Here is an 18,688-nt window from a genome sequence, read left to right on the forward strand (position 1 = left end):
TGTTCATTAAATTAAACCTCGTTACCGTTAACGAGCGTTTTGGTGACCTTAAAATCACGGGTAAATGCGGTCAGGTTCGCCACCTTACCGGCTTCGATCGTGCCTAAACGGTGATCCACGCCGATGGCACGTGCTGGATACAGCGTTGCCATACGCAGTGCTTCGTCCAACGCGATACCGACGTGCTCAACGCTGTTCTTCAACGCGTCAATCATGGTCAGCGCAGAGCCACTCAGGGTGCCGTTTTCGTCTACGCACAGCCCGTCGCGATAGTATATTGTTTTACCGGCGAAAATAAATTGGTCAATATCGGCACCCGCCGGAGCGGTAGCGTCAGTGACCAGCACCAATTTATCACCTTTCATGCGTTTGGCGTTACGGATACTCGCCCAGGCCACATGATGACCGTCAGCGATAATGCCGGTATAGACTTCCGGCGTATCGAAAATTGCCCCCATCAGCCCAGGTTCACGCCCGGTAATATACGGCATCGCATTATACAGGTGAGTGGCGAAGGTAATGCCGGCAGCAAAGCCTGTGCGGGCCTGATCGTAAGTCGCATTCGAGTGACCGGCGGACACTACGATGCCTGCTGCGGTCAACTGTTTGATAAAGTGTGGCTCCACCATTTCCGGTGCCAGCGTGACTTTGGTGATCACATCAGCGTTGGCGCACAGGTAGTCGATCATCTCGCTGGTTGGCTTGCGGATAAACGCTGGGTTGTGGGTGCCTTTCTTCAGCGGGCTAAGATATGGCCCTTCCAGATGCAGGCCAAGCGCCTGATTCGGATGTTTTTTCAGATAAGCGCGCATCACGTCGATGCTGTGCTTCATAAATTCGTCGCTGCTGGTGATCAGCGTTGGCAGATAGCTGGTACAGCCGGATTTTTCGTTGGCACGCTGCATGATTTCCAGCGTCTCTTCCGAAATGGCGTCCAGCGAATCGTTAAATTGCACGCCGCCGCAGCCGTTAAGTTGCACGTCAATCAAACCGGGGGCCAGGATAGCGCCACCCAGATCGCGCGTTTCAATGCCGGCCGGCAGCTCAGCCAGCGGGCAGACTCGTTCAATCAGCCCATCAGCGATAATAACTGCGTGGTCGTCAAGTACGTCGTGGCCGGTGAAAATACGGCCGTGGGTTAAAGCGAACATCGTAGCCCCCTGCAAGAATTAAAGACTCTTAACGCTTTCCGCTTCTAATTCGCGGAAATATTTAACGGTTTTGACTTTCAGTTCCATGGTGGATGGCTCATCGCACACCACAACAGCTTTGGCATGCAATTGCAGGCAACTGATGGTCCACATGTGGTTGATATTGCCTTCCACTGCGGCTTCCAGAGCTTGTGCTTTGGCGTGGCCGGTCACCAGAATCATCACTTCTTCTGCGTCGAGCAGCGTACCTACACCCACGGTCAGTGCAAACTTCGGTACCAGGCTGACATCACCGCCGAAGAAGCGGGAGTTGGCGATACGGGTATCTTCAGTCAGCGTTTTGATGCGAGTACGCGATGCCAGAGACGAAGCCGGCTCGTTAAACGCGATATGACCGTCAATGCCGACGCCACCCATGAACAGATTGATTTTGCCGTAGGATTTGATTTTTGCTTCGTACTGGCGGCACTCGGCGTCAACGTCCGGTGCATTACCATTCAGCAAGTTGATATTTTCACTTGGGATATCAACGTGATCAAAGAAATTACGGTACATGAAGGTATGATAGCTTTCCGGGTGTTCCTGCGGCAGGCCAACGTATTCATCCATGTTGAAAGTCACCACATGCTTAAAGCTTACTTCACCTGCTTTGTGCATCGCAATCAGATGTTTGTACGCTTCCAGTGGAGTACCACCGGTTGGCAGGCCGAGCACAAACGGACGCTCCGCAGTAGGCTTGAATGCGTTGATGCGCTGGACGATATGGCGGGCGGCCCATTTGCCGACTTGTGCAGTATCTTTCAGTGGGATAAGTCTCATCTAACACCTCTTAGGGTAAGAAAACTAAAGCTATACTGGTTCGAGCCTGTGCAAGAGTCCTAAGCGTAACCCAGCTTTATGATTCTCGCGTGAAGCGTCAGGTTCGATGATTTTTTTAATGATAAAATAAGTTTTGTGTGATGGCTAGCAATGTGGCAGCTAAAGACTGCTTTTTGGTGATATAAATCACAAAAAAGGAGGTTTTAATTTGCGATACGAAATAATTTTTTTACACTCCACTTGTTGTCGCTCGTCCAGAGTTAATCGCAGTGTGTGATGGCGCTTGCGTAAAATATGATAAAGCCCATAAAAGGGCATTAGGGGGAATATTAAGGTGAACATACTCGGCTTTTTCCAAAGATTGGGCAGGTCGTTGCAACTGCCAATCGCAGTACTGCCCGTTGCGGCGCTTTTGCTACGCTTCGGGCAGCCTGATTTACTCAATATTTCGTTCATCGCACAGGCCGGTGGATCAATCTTCGATAACCTGGCGTTAATCTTTGCTATCGGTGTGGCGGCAACCTGGTCGAAAGACAATGCCGGTTCCGCTGCATTGGCGGGCGCGGTGGGTTACTTCATCCTGACCAAAGCAATGGTCACTATTAACCCAGCAATCAATATGGGTGTGTTGGCAGGTATCATTACCGGCCTGGTGGGCGGTGCGGTTTATAACCGCTGGTCCGGCATCAAACTGCCTGAGTTCCTCTCATTCTTCGGCGGTAAGCGTTTCGTCCCAATCGCTACCGGCTTTTTCTGTTTAATCCTTGCTGCTGTCTTTGGTTATATCTGGCCACCGGTACAGAATGCTATCCACGCAGGCGGTGAATGGATTGTTTCCATGGGCGCGATCGGTTCCGGCATCTTCGGTTTCGTTAACCGTCTGCTGATCCCAACCGGTTTACACCAGGTACTGAACACCATTGCCTGGTTCCAGATTGGTGAGTTTACCAATGCTGCCGGCACCATCTTCCACGGTGACATCAACCGCTTCTATGCAGGTGACGGTACTGCCGGGATGTTCATGTCCGGCTTCTTCCCAATCATGATGTTTGGTCTGCCGGGTGCGGCATTAGCCATGTATTTCGCAGCACCAAAAGAACGTCGCCCAATGGTGGGCGGGATGCTGCTGTCTGTTGCGTTGACTGCCTTCCTGACCGGTGTAACCGAGCCACTTGAATTCCTGTTCATGTTCCTGGCTCCGCTGCTGTATCTGGTCCACGCTATCTTGACCGGTATCAGTCTGTTTGTTGCTACGTTGCTGGGCATCCACGCTGGCTTCTCCTTCTCTGCAGGCGCCATCGACTATGTGTTGATGTATAACTTGCCGGCTGCCAGCAAGAACGTCTGGATGCTGGTTGTGATGGGCCTGGTCGCTTTCGCAGTGTACTTCGTGCTGTTCTCTATCATTATCCGTGCGTTTAACTTGAAAACTCCGGGCCGTGAAGATGCGTCTGATGATGTCGTCGCACCTGAAGCTAACAGCAATACGGATGAAGGCCTGCGTGCACTGTCTCGCAGCTACATTGGTGCCATCGGTGGTTCTGACAACCTGACCGGCATTGATGCCTGTATCACGCGTTTACGTCTGACTGTTAAAGATTCTTCAAAAGTACTCGATGCAAGCTGTAAGCGCCTGGGGGCTTCAGGCGTGGTGAAACTGAACAAGCAAACCGTTCAGGTTATCGTGGGATCTAAAGCTGAAGCTATTGCTGATGGTATGCGTGCAGTCATTGCTACCGGTCCGGTTCCTGCGGCAGAAGTCGCACCGGCTGCTGGCGTGAATGTCGCAAAATCACAGGCCGTACCTAATGCACCTAAAGTGGCCTTTGAGTCGCTGGTGGCTCCGGTAACGGGTGATGTGGTGGCGTTGGATCAGGTTCCTGATGAAGCCTTTGCCAGTAAAGCCGTCGGCGACGGCCTGGCGATTCGCCCGACCGATAAAACCGTAGTTGCACCTGCTGATGGTACCATTGTGAAAATCTTCAACACCAATCATGCATTCTGTCTGGAAACGGACAAGGGTGCGGAGATTGTGGTGCACATGGGTATCGACACCGTAGCGCTGAACGGCCAAGGCTTCAAACGTCTGGTTGAAGAGGGTGCTGAGGTGAAAGCCGGTCAGCCAATCCTTGAATTGGATCTGGAGTTCCTGAACGCCAATGCTCGTTCGATGATCAGCCCGGTTGTGGTCAGTAACTCTGACGATTACGCGGGTCTGACGGCGCTGGCGACCGGCTCTGTGGTGGCTGGCCAGACCAAACTGTTTGAGATCCAAAAATAAACTGTTTTACCTGAGTAGTACCCAGGGTGTTTAACGAGTCATGACGGAACGCACCCTACCTTTGGCGGGAAGAGAGTAATCTCTTCCCGCTTTTTTATGGATGATGAAGAGATAAGGGGGCCCTGAAAGGGGGCTGCGATCCATCGTGGTGCAATGCTCCGCATTTTTCGTGAAACAAACGGTTGTTTCCGGGCGTGGCTTGTTGGATCATAGGCGGTTATGTGTAGCGCTTTGCATTGAGGAATAGTGAAATGAGTGAGGCAGAAGCCCGCCCAACCAATTTTATCCGCCAGATCATTGATGAAGATCTGGCGTCAGGGAAACATGCGTCTGTTCATACCCGTTTCCCGCCAGAGCCAAATGGCTATCTGCATATCGGCCATGCTAAATCCATCTGCCTGAACTTTGGCATTGCCCAAGATTATCAAGGCCAGTGCAACCTGCGTTTCGATGACACTAACCCGGTAAAAGAAGACATCGAGTTCGTTGAGTCGATCAAACACGACGTGGAGTGGTTGGGCTTTGAGTGGAGCGGTAACGTTCGTTACTCCTCAGATTACTTCGATCAACTGCACCAGTATGCGGTGGAGCTGATCAGTAAAGGCTTGGCCTATGTCGACGAACTGTCGCCTGAGCAGATCCGTGAATATCGCGGTAGCCTGACCAAGCCGGGCAAAGACAGCCCATACCGTGGCCGCAGCGTAGAAGAGAACCTGGCGCTGTTTGAGAAAATGCGCAACGGTGAGTTCGCCGAAGGTGCCGCTTGTCTGCGTGCCAAAATTGATATGGCGTCCTCGTTTATCGTGATGCGCGATCCGGTGCTGTACCGTATCAAATTTGCTGAGCATCATCAGACAGGCAACAAATGGTGCATCTACCCGATGTACGATTTCACCCACTGCATTTCCGATGCGCTGGAAGGGATCACCCATTCGCTGTGTACGCTGGAGTTCCAGGACAATCGCCGTCTGTATGACTGGGTGCTGGATAACATCACTATCCCTTGTCATCCGCGTCAGTACGAATTCTCGCGTCTGAATCTCGAGTACGCGATCATGTCGAAGCGCAAGCTGAACCAGTTGGTGACTGAGCAGATCGTTGAAGGCTGGGATGACCCGCGTATGCCGACCGTTTCTGGTCTGCGTCGCCGTGGTTATACCGCTGCGTCAATCCGCGAGTTCTGTCAGCGTATCGGCGTGACCAAGCAAGATAACAACGTCGAAATGATGGCGCTTGAGGCTTGTATTCGTGAAGAGCTGAACGAGAATGCGCCACGTGCGATGGCCGTGCTGGATCCGGTGAAGGTTGTCATCGAAAATATGACCACCGGCGTGGAAATGGTGACCATGCCTAACCACCCGAACAAACCAGAAATGGGCAGCCGTGAAGTGCCGTTCAGCCGTGAAGTCTATATCGATCGCGCCGACTTCCGTGAAGAAGCCAACAAGCAGTACAAGCGTCTGGTATTGGGTAAAGAAGTACGTCTGCGTAATGCATATGTGATCAAGGCAGAGCGCGTTGAGAAAGACGCTGAAGGCGAGATCACCACTATTTTCTGCAGCTACGATCCAGATACCTTGAGCAAGGATCCTGCCGATGGCCGCAAGGTAAAAGGCGTAATCCACTGGGTGTCTGCTGAGCATGCGCTGCCGGCGGAAATTCGTGTGTATGACCGTCTGTTCAACGTGCCAAACCCGGCGGCGGCAGAGGACTTCCTCACCACCATCAACCCTGAGTCACTGGTTATCAAGCACGGCTTCGTGGAGCCAAGCCTGGCGGCCGCACAGCCTGAAAAAGCCTACCAGTTCGAGCGTGAAGGTTATTTCTGTGCTGACAGCCGCTATTCCTCGGCTGAACACCTGGTGTTCAACCGCACGGTTGGCCTGCGAGATACCTGGGCTAAAATTGACGCCTGAGTACTGAAATAGTGTTAACGCGAAAAAGCGCAACGTGAGTTGCGCTTTTTTTATGCCCGCCTTCGCTGTTTATTCCCTTCTAAGCGTTTTATTTTCTCAATCTATTTTTAAATTTTTATCTGCCCGGTGCATCAGTAATTTCTTGATATAAATCATTAGTAATATAACATTGTCTTATATATTCGCGATGCGAATTAATGTCATTTAGAGAGCGCTCTCATATTTTTTCTTCTGACTGACCTTTTTGATTAAGCTGAAACCATTAATCGTCTCTGGTTGACCTTGTATCATTGTTTATTCTGATTTTATTGAATTTTTTATTCGTCACCCTCTTTGCATAGCCACGTAACAAAATCTCATCGATATGTGCTCTTTGTCATACTTTGACAAATCTCTCTCATAATTCATTTGATAATTCGCGTCGCGAAAAATAGTCTAGATGTAGCAATAAGTGCTGTGGGGTTTGAGCTCTGTCAGCATTATTTTTTACCCGGTTGGGTTTTTTATTAGCAGTCGTGCAGGGCAGTGGTGAACACGGGCGGCTGCAACTTTTAAAGTTAAGTCAAAGAGGAATTTCATTATGGGTACGCACGGTGCTCAGCGTAAAACGCTGGCGCTCGCAGTCGCGGGTGCGCTGTTGGGAACAGGGTTTGCCATGGCCCCTGAGGCGAAAGCCGCAGGGTTTGTCGATGATTCCACGATGACCGGCGGTGTTTATTACTGGCAGCGTGAGCGCGACCGTAAAGATCTCAATCCGACCAGTGACGATTACAATAAATACACCACTAACCTGTCACATTCGACGGCCAACCTGAGCCTGGATTTCGCGTCGGGTTACGCCTGGGACATGTTCGGTCTGGACGTAGGGGCCTTTACCGCCATTGAGCTGGCCGAGTCCAGTGCCAGCGGCCATCCGAACGAAATTGCGTTCTCTTCCAAAAACCGTACCTATGATGAAGATTACAGCGGCGATAAAGGCGGCATCAGCCTGTATAAAGCTGCAGGTAAATTCAAGTATGGCCCTGTCTGGGCACGTGCCGGTTATATCCAGCCAACCGGCCAAACTCTGCTGGCTCCGCACTGGAGCTTTATGCCGGGCACCTATCAAGGGGCTGAGGCTGGCGCCAAGTTTGACTATGGCGACGCAGGAGCATTGAGCTTCTCCTACATGTGGACCAATAAGTACAAAGCGCCATGGCATATCGAAATGGATGACTTCCGCCAGAACGATAAAAAAACGGGCGTCTCCTACCTTCACTCCCTTGGTGCGAAGTATGACTTTAAAAACGACTTTGTACTGGAAGCGGCATTCGGTCAGGCCCAGGGTTATGTAAACCAGTACTTCACCAAAGCATCTTATAAATTCGATCTGGTAGGCAACCCGTTGACGACCAGCTACCAGTTCTACGGTACGGAAGATCGTATTAGCGACAAGAATGATCCTAACAGCATCTATGACGGGTTAGCTTGGTTGCAGGCGCTGACTTTTGGCTACACCACGGGGCAGTTTAACTGGCGCCTGGAAGGAACCATGGTCAAGGCCGAGGGCAACCAGGGTTACTTCCTGCAACGTATGACCCCAACTTACGCCTCCTCCAACGGTCGTCTCGATGTGTGGTGGGATAACCGTTCCGACTTTAACGCCAACGGCGAAAAAGCGGTTTACGCCGGTGTGATGTACGACCTGAGCAACTGGAACCTGCCGGGTATGGCCGTGGGCGGTTCTTACGTTTACGCCTGGGATGCAAAACCGAGTACCAACCCAATGTATGACCAGAGCCAGCGACTGAAAGAGAGCGCCTGGAGCCTGGACGCGATGTACACCATTCAGGAAGGCCGCGCCAAAGGCACCTTACTGAAACTGCACTACACCCAGTATGACAACCACACCAACATCCCAAGCTGGGGCGGCGGTTACGGCAACATTTTCCAGGACGAGAAAGACGTCAAATTCATGGTTATCGCGCCATTCACCATTTTCTAATGCGTTCCCCGGCGGCAACGCCGGGGACAGTGTTTTCGCCACTTAACGGGAAAATTTTGATGAAAAAAATCATGTTGATGTTGGCCGCAACTGTCACGCTGAGTGCTTGTGTACAGCCAGCAGCACCGCCGGAAGATGTCAAATTGAAACAGGCTTACAGTGCCTGTATTAACACCGCCGAAGGTTCGCCAGAAAGGTTGCAGCCATGTAAGGCAGTACTGAATGTGCTGAAACAAGAGAAACAACATCAGCAGTTTGCCGAGCAGGAAACGGTGCGGGTGATGGATTATCAGAACTGCATTCAAGCGGTTCATAGCGGCAACGGCCAGGCTTATGACGCCAAGTGCGGCAAAATTTGGAAAGAGATTCACGATAACAATAATTAAGGATGATGCTAAAGATGAATAAATTCAAATTGAGTGCGCTTGCTGCATTGACGGCAACCGTTGGATTATTTGGCAGCGTGGGGAACGCGATGGCCAATCAGCAATTGGTGGATCAACTTAGCCAGTTGAAACTGAATTTGAAAATGGTCGATAACCGGGCCGCAGACAGTGGCCTGGATTGTGGGAAGCTGGGTGCCGATTGGGCAGCATGCAATAAGGTCTTGATCAGCCTGACCAATGATAATCAGGAGATTAAAGGCCACGACTGGGCGATTTACTTCCACAGCGCTCGCCAGACAATGCGGGTGGACAACGATCAATTCAAAATATCTCACCTGACGGGTGATCTGTATAAACTGGAGCCCACCGATAAGTTTACCGGTTTCCCTGCGGGACAAACGGTTGATATTCCTATTATTGCAGAATACTGGCAGTTGTTTAAAACAGACTTTGTGCCGCGCTGGTATGCCACTTCAGGTGATGCCAAGCCAAAAATCCTGATCAATACCGACACCGAAGATCTGAGTCAGTTTGTTGCTCCCTTTACGGGTGACCAGTGGAAGCGCATCAAGGATGACAACAACATCTTAATGACGCCAGCCTCCCGCTTCACAAAAAATGCCGAGCTGAAAACCTTGCCGACAGCGTCACTACGCGGTCAGATCGTACCCACGCCGCTGGATGTGAAAGTACATCCTCAGGATGTGGATCTGCGTAATGGCGTAGCACTGGAGTTAAGTGCACTGTCCAAACCGGCAGCAGATGCGGCAACCCAACGCTTTGCCTTATTGGGTATAACCCATAACGCGAATGGGTATCCGATAAAGACTGACATCCAGCCAGGAAAATTCAACGGCGAGTTGGCGGTGCCCGGTGCCTATGAGTTGAACATTGGCAATAAGGGAGCACAGGTCATCGGTTTCGATCAGGCCGGAGTTTTCTACGGCCTGCAGTCTATACTGTCGCTGATTCCTTCCGACGGCAGCGCTAAAATTGCCATGCTGGATGTTAAAGATGCACCGCGCTTCCAGTATCGCGGCATCTTCCTGGACGTCGCACGTAACTTCCATCAAAAAGATGCGGTTTTGCGCTTACTCGATCAGATGGCGGCTTACAAACTCAATAAATTCCATTTTCACCTGAGTGATGATGAAGGTTGGCGTATCGCCATCCCCGGCTTACCGGAGTTGACGGAAGTCGGGGGGCAGCGCTGCCATGATTTGAGTGAAACTACCTGCTTGTTACCACAGTACGGTCATGGGCCTGACGTCTACGGTGGGTTCTTCTCTCGTCAGGATTACATCGACATTATCAAGTACGCTCAGGCGCGCAAGATTGAAGTGATCCCAGAAATCGATATGCCGGCGCATGCCCGTGCAGCGGTGGTCTCAATGGAGGCACGTTATAAAAAGCTGCATGCTGCGGGTAAAGAGCAAGAGGCCAACGAATTCCGTTTGGTGGATCCGACCGATACCTCTAATACGACCTCGGTTCAGTACTTTAACCGCCAGAGTTACCTTAACCCATGCCTGGACTCGTCTAAGCGCTTTGTCGATAAGGTGATTGGTGAGATTGCCCAAATGCACAAAGAGGCAGGCCAACCGCTGCGTACCTGGCATTTTGGCGGCGACGAGGCGAAAAACATTCGTTTAGGTGCCGGTTATACCGATCGTACCAATCCAGAGTCGGGTAAGGGCATCATTGATCAGAGTAAAGAAGACAAACCATGGGCGAAGTCCCAGGTGTGCCAGGCGATGATCAAAGACGGTAAAGTCGCGGATATGGAACACCTGCCAAGCTACTTTGGTGTCGAAGTTAGCCAATTGGTGAAAGCGCATGGCATCGACAGAATGCAGGCTTGGCAGGATGGCCTGAAAGATGCGAAGAATGCCAAGGCTTTCGCTACTGAACGTGTCGGGGTGAATTTCTGGGATACCTTATATTGGGGCGGTTTTGATAGTGCCAATGATTGGGCCAACAAAGGCTACGAAGTGATCCTGTCCAACCCGGATTATGTCTACATGGATTTCCCGTATGAGGTGAACCCGGACGAGCGTGGCTATTACTGGGGCACCCGTTTCAGTGACGAACAGAAAATGTTCAGCTTTGCCCCGAACAACTTGCCGCAAAATGCGGAAACCTCGGTTGACCGTGATGGCAATCATTTTACCGCCAAGAGCGACAAACCTTGGCCGGGCGCTTACGGTATCTCTGCCCAGATGTGGAGTGAAACCCAACGCACCGACGCAGAAATGGAATACATGATATTCCCTCGCTCGTTGTCGGTGGCAGAACGTGCATGGCATCGGGCAAGTTGGGAGCAAGATTACCAGGCAGGTCGGGAGTATAAAGGCGGGGAAACCCACTTTGTCGACACGAAGAAACTGGATCGTGATTGGCTGCGCTTTGCTAACCTCCTTGGCCAACGAGAGCTGGCAAAACTGGACAAAGGTGGCGTGAGTTATCGGCTGCCAGTGCCGGGCGCTCGCGTGGTAGGTGGCAAACTGGAGGCGAATATCTCGTTGCCGGGTCTGGGCATTGAGTATTCTACAGATGGTGGCAAGCAATGGCAGCGGTACGATGCCAAAACTAAGCCTAGTGTCAGCGGTGACGTGCACATTCGTGCAATAAGCCCGGACGGTAAGCGTTATAGCCGCGCCGAGAAAGTGTAAATCCTGAACCACGGCCCGTCTGTTCGCAGGCGGGCCGTTATTGATCCTTAACTGCAGCGACCGACGGTAATCAGAGATGAATTCGATACGGCTGACCTTTATGGTCGTTGCTTTTTTTTCCGGGATTGCCGGGGCGCTGCAAATACCGACCCTAAGCCTGTTCCTCACCACGGAGGTGCGGGTTACGTCATTATGGGTTGGTTTTTTTTATGCGGTTAACGCTGGCGTCGGCATTATTGTCAGCTTTTTGCTGGCAAAAAAATCAGACCGCCAGCGTGACCGGCGTAATCTGATTTTAATCTGTTATTTATTGGCGGCAGGGAACTGTCTGTTATTTGCATTTAATCGCAATTATTTGACATTAATAACAGCGGGCGTGCTGTTAACTGCCATCGCCAATACCGCCATTCCGCAATTATTTGCTCTTGCCCGTGAGTATGGAGAGCGGTCGTCGCAAAACGTCGCGATGTTCAGCGCGATAATGCGAGCCCAACTTTCTCTTGCCTGGGTCTTTGGTCCGCCATTGGCTTTTATGCTGGTGGTGAATTATGGCTTCACAGCCATGTTTATTTTTGCCGCGGGGATATTTCTGGTAGTCACGTTGTTGGCGTGGTGGATATTGCCAGAGGTGGCTCGTATCACCATCAACAGCGACATCGCAATGCAGCAAAAAACGGTCTTTGATAAAGACGTTGGCTTGCTGTTTTTTGCCTCTGTATTGATGTGGACCTGCAGCGCCATGTATCTGATTGATGTCCCACTGTATATCAGCGCCGAACTGGGTTTGCCACAGAGCCTGACGGGGTGGGTTATGGGCGTCGCTGCGGCCATTGAAATCCCAATCATGATTTTGGCTGGGCGCTATGTGAACCGTGTTGGCAAGCGCCTGATGATGGCCGGTGCAATGTTGGCTGGCATGCTGTTTTATGCTGGAATGCTGTGTTTTACCTCGGCCAGTGGACTATTGGCCTTGCAGGTATTTAACGCGATATTTATTGGCATTATCGCCACCGTCGGCATGCTGTATTTCCAGGATTTGATGCCGGAACGGGCCGGTATGGCGACGACGTTGTTCACCAACAGCATTTCAACCGGCGTGATCCTGGCCGGAATATTACAAGGGATTCTGACCGAATACGGGCCGCATTCCTCCGTTTATCTGTTAGCCGTGTTACTGCTTTTTATTGCTTTACCTGTCGGTTTTAAAGTCCGGGAAGTTTAGGTGGTTTCTGAGTGAGTCGTTTATTTTTAAACACAAACAAGGATACATGATGGCTATATTGGTGACGGGCGGCGCCGGTTATATCGGCTCGCATACTGTATTGGCACTGTTAGAAAGGGGGGAGAATGTTGTCGTATTGGACAATCTCTCTAACAGTTCGCCAGAGTCTTTATTTAGAGTGGAACGATTAACGGGTAGAAAAGTGATTTTCTATCAAGGAGATATTCAACACCATCATCTGTTGGACCATATCTTCCGGCAACATGATATTCATGCCGTTATTCATCTTGCAGGTTTGAAATCTGTCAGGGAATCTACCGAAGAACCGTTGAAATATTATCAAAATAATATCTCAGGCTCGCTGATCGTGTTGGACAGAATGCGCCATGCGGGCGTTAATCAGTTTATTTTTAGCTCTTCAGCCACTGTTTATGGGCCTGCGGAATATACCCCATTGACGGAAAACTGTCGTGTCGGGCAGACCACGAATCCTTACGGTACTTCTAAGCTGATTGTTGAGCAGATCCTGGCGGAGTTCGCTTCCACTGCGCCGCAGATGGCGATTACCGCATTACGTTACTTTAATCCAGCTGGGGCGCATGAGTCAGGCTTGATCGGTGAGGATCCCGCCGGCATTCCCAATAATCTTCTGGCGTATCTGGCACAGGTGGCTATTGGCAAACTCGCGGTGTTGCCAGTGTATGGCAACGACTACCCTACCAGTGATGGTACTGGGGTACGTGATTATATTCATGTTATGGATCTGGCCGAGGGGCATTTGAAAGCGCTGGATAACCTGCAGCCAGGTTTTAACGTCTATAACCTGGGTACCGGAAAAGGTTACTCGGTACTGGAAATTATTCAGGCATTCGAACGCGCCTGTGGGTTCAAGATCGCCTATCAATTTAATCCCCGGCGTGCGGGTGATATAGCCGAGTGTTGGTCCGATCCGTCATTGGCGGCGGAAAAACTGGGTTGGCAAGCCAAGCGCAGCCTGGAAAAAATGGTGTGTGATGCGTGGTCTTGGCAGAGCAAAAATCCGCAGGGTTATGGTCCTCCGGCACCGCTGTCATCAATAAGGATGGTAGCCGATGGAGCTTAACAAAGGGCACTTGGGGATCCTGCAGGATGATCTGTTTCAGGCCGAGTATGAGGCGAGATTAAGCGAGCTGAAGTTTGAATTCGTGAAGTACCAGCGTCAGTCTACGCCAGAGATAAAGGCACGTTATCAACGCGGGGTGGCTCAACTGCGGGACTGGTTGTCTGCACGGGGTCACTTATTTGATGCCGTGCGCTGTTCTTCACTATTTTGTGTGCCGACGCGGCCTCTTGCCGCACAGGAACAATTGCTGCATCGCATTTGGCTGGGCGGTGCCATTCCTGACGATGCCAGAGAGGTTATTTCTCAGTGGGGAGATGCGCAGCAGGCAGTGAGTCGTGGTGAGGCTCATGACTGGGTCGGCATGTTATGGGTTTGGGACACACAGCAGCTGGCAAAGGATGCCTATTTCATTGCTTCTCCCGAGAGCCTGGGCGGCCAGTTGGGAGAGTACGATGCCGGTAACCATCGCCTACAGGTACATTCGTTGAGTGAACTGGCGCAAAGAAAAGTCGGTAATAGTCTGGGCTTTATTCATCAGCTTCATGATAAACGCTACTACGCCACACTTTCCGACTACTTCCGCTTTTTGATTTTGATCGAGATGGGTGGCGTGTATATGGATATCGATACGCTTCCCCACCGTTCGGCGACACTGTTTCTGATTAAGCCCGAGCTGCCGGATTTTCTTCAGTTTCGCCCCGGAGGTGAGGTTAATCACGTCAGTTGGTTGAATCTGTTTCTCGACGAAACTGGAATGATCATCAGTCGTAAAGGAGATATGTCGTTATGCAGGATGTTGGCGGGGCTTGATCAAATTTACGCGGGAGAACGCCGTGAGGTCCCGGAAAAGAATTCGGTTTATGAACGGAAACTGTTTGATCCCTTTTATCAGCTGTGGAGCCGCCATATTGAACGCACTTTCCTCAGTCATGATCGTTTTTGTCAGAATTATGGTGTCCATTATGACGCTGCCCCGCAGGCGGTGACCTGTGGTATTCGTGGTATGCGCCTGCTGGAAGATGTGATCACCAATGAGAGGCTACCGCTGTCGCAAGAAGAGGAGCAGAGCTACCGGCAATGCGTTAGCCGGTTGGAAAGGGTGGATTGGCAACTTGAGCAGCCGCTGGATTTGGCACGCTATGCGGAAATATTTACCGTCGATGAAGTACCTCGCATGGCTTATCCGGCGCAGATTCGGTCCGATATCGACCATTACCACTACTATTCGGTGCTTTCTCATGATCGCCGGCTTGATCGGGTAAACCAGCTTTTTGGTGAATATTTGATTGCCGATAACAGACGGCAGATAGCGGCAGGGAGTTACTGGCGATCTACCGTGGGGGTGGGGGAGGCGATGCTGCCTGAACCGCAAGGATCGTTGCATTTCTTGGCGGGACGGCGGGTGGATGAAGCGGATAAGACCCGCATGGCAAAGCTGATTTTTAGCACCAGTTATCTGGAATACTGTTCTGTTGGCAATCGCGCCGGTCTGGATCTGGTGTCTTTGCAGCAGGCGCAAAATATTGAGCCTTACCTAGACCTGATTACTGTGGCTTATGATCGACGCGGGGAGTTTATCGGTTTTTTCAATGCGGCGACTGTCAGTGAACTGTATGGCATAGACGCGGATTACCTTTATCGCGATGAAATGAAACCGCTTGATGAGGCCTATGACAGCTTTGTGAAAAGTCACTGTGTTGCTGACGACTATTTTGTCTGTAGTTTGGCGATTGAGAGCCAATATCGTGGGCTGGGATATTTTAATCAAATGTTTGCCCTGATTAAGCTGCAAGCGGATCAGCGACAGGCGAAAAACATCGTGCTGTGCGTATGGCAACGCAGTGATGCCTGCCAAATTTATTTGAACAAGGGGTTTCGTGTTCGTGGTGTGTTCGACCAAGCCAAGGCGCTGTTTTTTGATCGGCTGTTATTTCTTGAATATGCATTGTAACGAGTTTACCCATCCGCGTGTCGGCGGGTGAGTTGACGTTGAAGTGAGTGTAAGTGGGAAGCGAGAAGTACCGTGGAGAAGTGCCGCTGCAATTGTTGTCATTTAGCTATTATCTTTCCCCGGGCCTGTCCGGGGATTTTTTTATCTATTCATCGCAGAGCTACAGGCATAAAAAAACCGCCGTTAAGGCGGTTCTCAATACCGTTTTAGGGCATTATTTTTTGTCGTGCAGAGTTTCGTCTTCGCGGCAGTCGCCAGTTTCACAGTGGCCGTACAGATACAGGCTGTGGTTGCTGAGCTTGATGCCGTGCTGCTTGGCGATATCACGCTGACGCACTTCGATAGATTCATCGCTGAATTCGATCACTTTGCCGCAGTCCAGGCAAATCAGGTGATCGTGGTGATGTTGCTGGGTCAGTTCGAACACGGACTTGCCGCCTTCGAAGTTGTGACGAGTCACAATGCCTGCATCATCAAATTGGTTCAGTACGCGGTAAACCGTAGCCAGGCCAATTTCTTCGCCCATATCTATCAGTTTTTTGTACAGATCTTCCGCACTGACGTGATGGCATTCCGGATTTTGCAGTACTTCCAGGATTTTGAGTCGCGGAAGCGTGACTTTTAAGCCGGCCTTCTTCAATGCGGTATTGTTGTCAGTCATGCGGATTCAGTCCTGTTACTATGCTAATCAAGTTGAGGCGTTCTCGCCTGTGGCATCGGTCGGCACAAAGTGTTAATTGCGTCTCATTATAGAACCGGTTGACCTAAATAGAAACCGCCGGTTGTTAACAAAGATATAATTGCACTATTGCATGTTGCACACGCAACGTCTTGATGGATGGGATAAACCGATATCTCAGTCTACCTTGACGATGTGAGAAGTTACAAATGTGTATCTTCTATTGCAGTAATCCGTACTGCCGATGACGGCCCTGCCGGCAACACTATGCACTTTGCAGGGCTTTTGTTCAACCTTTGGCGTTACCCGACGATCTCGGCCAGGCTCAACTCTTCGACGATTTGTTTTACCCAACCTTCGACACGTTCATTGGTCAGCTCTGGCTGGCGATCTTCGTCAATGGCAAGGCCAATGAAATGGCTGTCACTTGCCAAACCTTTCGACGCTTCGAAGTGGTAACCTTTAGTCGGCCAGTGGCCTACAATGGCGGCGCCACGTGGTTCAATGATGTCGCGGATAGTACCCATCGCATCACAGAAATATTCTGCGTAGTCTTCTTGGTCGCCACAGCCAAACAGCGCAACCAACTTGCCGTTAAAGTCGATCTCTTCCAGCGTTGGGAAGAAGTCATCCCAGTCGCACTGGGCTTCACCGTAGTACCAAGTCGGGATACCGAGCAACAGGATATCGAAACCTTCCAGGTCTTCTTTGCTGCTTTTGGCGATGTCGTGCATTTCGCAAACATCATCGCCAAACTGTTGCTTAAGAATTTTCTGGATCATCTTGGCAATGTTTTCGGTATTGCCAGTGTCGCTGCCAAAGAAAATGCCTACATTAGCCATATCGCGTATAACCTTTAAATTCAATAAATTGCATTACACGATGTTAGCGCTGACTACGATAACACCGATTAAAATGATGCCATGGCAAGGGAAACCCTTACCGGTAATTGCGTATCATGCCAGAAATTTACCCCGGGGTTTTATCACGTTTATGCGATACCGGGTGGAATATACACTAGGTATAAAACGATGTTGATCGGGCGTCATCCTTAACGCCGCGCCGCATGTGCGGCTGCAATGATCAATGTTCTGGCTGGTCGTCTGCCAGTTGCGCCAACAGCATTTGCTCAATAAGCTCGCTGCGACTGATATTACGCTGTTCCGCCAATTTGTTCAGGGCGTCCACCGCATCCGCGTTGATCTTCAGTTCCACACGCCGTAAGCCACGGACTTTATCGCGTCGAAGCTGATTACGCTTATTGATTCTAAGCTGTTCATCTCGGGATAGCGGGTTGGTTTTCGGGCGCCCCGGACGGCGTTCATCTGCGAACAGATCCAGCGTCGTGCGATCCGTTTGTTCTTTTGCCATAGGTAGCGGTACTGCAAGGGAGTTTGCATCAAAAAGCGCGTAAACGCTTCTGGATGGTTCGGTTAACACACTTCGGGCCAATAAACCCTAACCCAAATTCACCCCCAGCTTGGCGCTATTAAACACGCTTAGCACGGCGGCAAAATTATAGCGCGCCATATTACCCCAGCAGATGGAGCGACGACAATGTTTAACTGAGCCGAAAACGCGCTAAGCCGTTATCTTTAGCGCGTTTTTTCACCAGATAGCCGTTTTAGGTAGGGTTCCTGCTCTAACAAGGCGCCGTGCGACTCAGGCTTCGCCGAGAAAACGGTGTATGGCACGTAACACGGCTTCTGGTTTTTCCGCATGAACCCAGTGCCCAGTGCCTGCAACCACGTGCGCACGTGCCTGCGGGAACTGGCGGGCAATATCTGCGCGGTAGCTATCTTGGACATAAGGTGACAGCCCACCACGAATGAACAGTGTCGGGTGTGGCCAGGCGGGCACTTCTTGCCAGCCGGTGATATTTTCATATTGATCGATCAGCGCCGGCAGGTTGAAGCGCCATTCGCCCTGATGGAATGACTTCAGCAAGAATTGGATCACACCTTCTTCATCCAGATAGCTGCGCATCAATTCCGCAGCTTGCTGGCGCTGAGTGATGCCGGCTGCGCTGACGGCTTGTAACGCGGCAAAAATTTCGTCGTGGCGGCGAACTTGATAATCCACCGGCGCCACGTCAATAATGATCAGTTTGTCCACTCGATCTGGTGCGATCGCCGTCAGTGCCATCGCCGCTTTACCGCCCATTGAATGGCCGATAACAATGACCTTCTCCAGGTGCAAATCATCCAGCAGTGCCAGCAGATCCTGTGCCATTTCCGAATAGGTCATTACCGCTGAACGTGGCGACAGGCCGTGGTTACGCAAGTCGACTTTAATCACGCTGTGCTGCTGGTTAAGGTCGCGCGCCAGCACGCCCAGATTGTCCAGATTGCCAAATAGCCCGTGGATCAGCATGACCGGCAGCGCTGCGGACTCAGTAGCCAGCAATTGATAATGTAATTTCATGGTGAAGTTCATACTGAGAGAGATTCAGATTAGGTTATCATGATTAAAACACACGATGAATATACCCGTTGCCGTGCTGCCGCTTGAAATCCATAGGGTAT

The 18,688-nt window shown here is 50.9% G+C and carries 14 protein-coding genes; 8 read left to right on the forward strand and 6 right to left on the reverse strand.

The annotated features are described in order from the left end of the window. Positions 1-11: 11 nt before the first annotated feature. Together nagA and nagB are read right to left on the reverse strand one after the other, a co-directional pair. A complete protein-coding gene (gene nagA / locus SGBXF1_RS05820; protein WP_061806874.1) occupies positions 12-1,151 on the reverse strand; it encodes an N-acetylglucosamine-6-phosphate deacetylase in 1,140 nt (379 codons plus the stop codon). Positions 1,152-1,169: 18 nt separating this feature from the next. Then, positions 1,170-1,970: a glucosamine-6-phosphate deaminase gene (gene nagB / locus SGBXF1_RS05825; RefSeq protein ID WP_012005664.1), complete on the reverse strand. Its 801-nt coding sequence runs from the start codon at positions 1,968-1,970 to the stop codon at positions 1,170-1,172. A gap of 334 nt (positions 1,971-2,304) precedes the next feature. Between nagB and nagE the strand changes: the two genes are divergently transcribed. The 8 genes from nagE to SGBXF1_RS05865 all read left to right on the forward strand — a co-directional run bounded on the left by nagE (position 2,305) and on the right by SGBXF1_RS05865 (position 15,484). Continuing rightward, a complete protein-coding gene (gene nagE, locus SGBXF1_RS05830; RefSeq protein WP_037418058.1) occupies positions 2,305-4,251 on the forward strand; it encodes a PTS N-acetyl glucosamine transporter subunit IIABC in 1,947 nt (648 codons plus the stop codon). A gap of 251 nt (positions 4,252-4,502) precedes the next feature. Continuing rightward, positions 4,503-6,167: a glutamine--tRNA ligase gene (gene glnS, locus SGBXF1_RS05835; RefSeq protein ID WP_037418061.1), complete on the forward strand. Its 1,665-nt coding sequence runs from the start codon at positions 4,503-4,505 to the stop codon at positions 6,165-6,167. A 580-nt stretch (positions 6,168-6,747) separates the two neighbouring features. Continuing rightward, positions 6,748-8,151: a chitoporin ChiP gene (gene chiP / locus SGBXF1_RS05840; RefSeq protein ID WP_037418064.1), complete on the forward strand. Its 1,404-nt coding sequence runs from the start codon at positions 6,748-6,750 to the stop codon at positions 8,149-8,151. Between the two features lie 59 nt (positions 8,152-8,210). Beyond that, positions 8,211-8,537, forward strand: a complete 327-nt coding sequence (chiQ, locus tag SGBXF1_RS05845) for a ChiQ/YbfN family lipoprotein (protein ID WP_037418067.1) — start codon at positions 8,211-8,213, stop codon at positions 8,535-8,537. A 14-nt stretch (positions 8,538-8,551) separates the two neighbouring features. After that, positions 8,552-11,209 carry a beta-N-acetylhexosaminidase gene (locus tag SGBXF1_RS05850; protein ID WP_186427962.1) on the forward strand — a complete coding sequence of 886 codons (2,658 nt, stop codon included), beginning with the start codon at positions 8,552-8,554 and terminating at the stop codon, positions 11,207-11,209. A gap of 76 nt (positions 11,210-11,285) precedes the next feature. Then, positions 11,286-12,431: an MFS transporter gene (locus SGBXF1_RS05855; protein ID WP_186427963.1), complete on the forward strand. Its 1,146-nt coding sequence runs from the start codon at positions 11,286-11,288 to the stop codon at positions 12,429-12,431. Between the two features lie 49 nt (positions 12,432-12,480). Next, positions 12,481-13,533: a UDP-glucose 4-epimerase GalE gene (gene galE / locus SGBXF1_RS05860; RefSeq protein WP_186428468.1), complete on the forward strand. Its 1,053-nt coding sequence runs from the start codon at positions 12,481-12,483 to the stop codon at positions 13,531-13,533. Then, on the forward strand, positions 13,523-15,484 hold the full coding sequence (locus tag SGBXF1_RS05865) for a TcdA/TcdB catalytic glycosyltransferase domain-containing protein (protein WP_186427964.1): 1,962 nt from the start codon (positions 13,523-13,525) through the stop codon (positions 15,482-15,484). Before galE ends, SGBXF1_RS05865 begins: the two co-directional genes overlap by 11 nt. Before the next feature lie 214 nt (positions 15,485-15,698). Here SGBXF1_RS05865 and fur read toward each other — a convergent pair whose 3' ends face one another. The 4 genes from fur to ybfF all read right to left on the reverse strand — a co-directional run bounded on the left by fur (position 15,699) and on the right by ybfF (position 18,599). Continuing rightward, positions 15,699-16,145, reverse strand: a complete 447-nt coding sequence (gene fur, locus SGBXF1_RS05870) for a ferric iron uptake transcriptional regulator (protein WP_037418079.1) — start codon at positions 16,143-16,145, stop codon at positions 15,699-15,701. Between the two features lie 320 nt (positions 16,146-16,465). Continuing rightward, a complete protein-coding gene (gene fldA, locus SGBXF1_RS05875) occupies positions 16,466-17,005 on the reverse strand; it encodes a flavodoxin FldA (RefSeq protein WP_037418081.1) in 540 nt (179 codons plus the stop codon). Positions 17,006-17,246: 241 nt separating this feature from the next. Then, positions 17,247-17,534 carry a LexA regulated protein gene (ybfE, locus tag SGBXF1_RS05880; protein WP_012005675.1) on the reverse strand — a complete coding sequence of 96 codons (288 nt, stop codon included), beginning with the start codon at positions 17,532-17,534 and terminating at the stop codon, positions 17,247-17,249. Between the two features lie 291 nt (positions 17,535-17,825). Beyond that, entirely contained in the window at positions 17,826-18,599 is a 774-nt protein-coding gene (gene ybfF / locus SGBXF1_RS05885) for an esterase (RefSeq protein WP_130379575.1), read from the reverse strand. Positions 18,600-18,688: the final 89 nt, after the last annotated feature.

It is taken from the genome of Serratia grimesii (assembly GCF_900186025.1).
In the GTDB taxonomy this organism is placed as follows: domain Bacteria; phylum Pseudomonadota; class Gammaproteobacteria; order Enterobacterales; family Enterobacteriaceae; genus Serratia; species Serratia grimesii.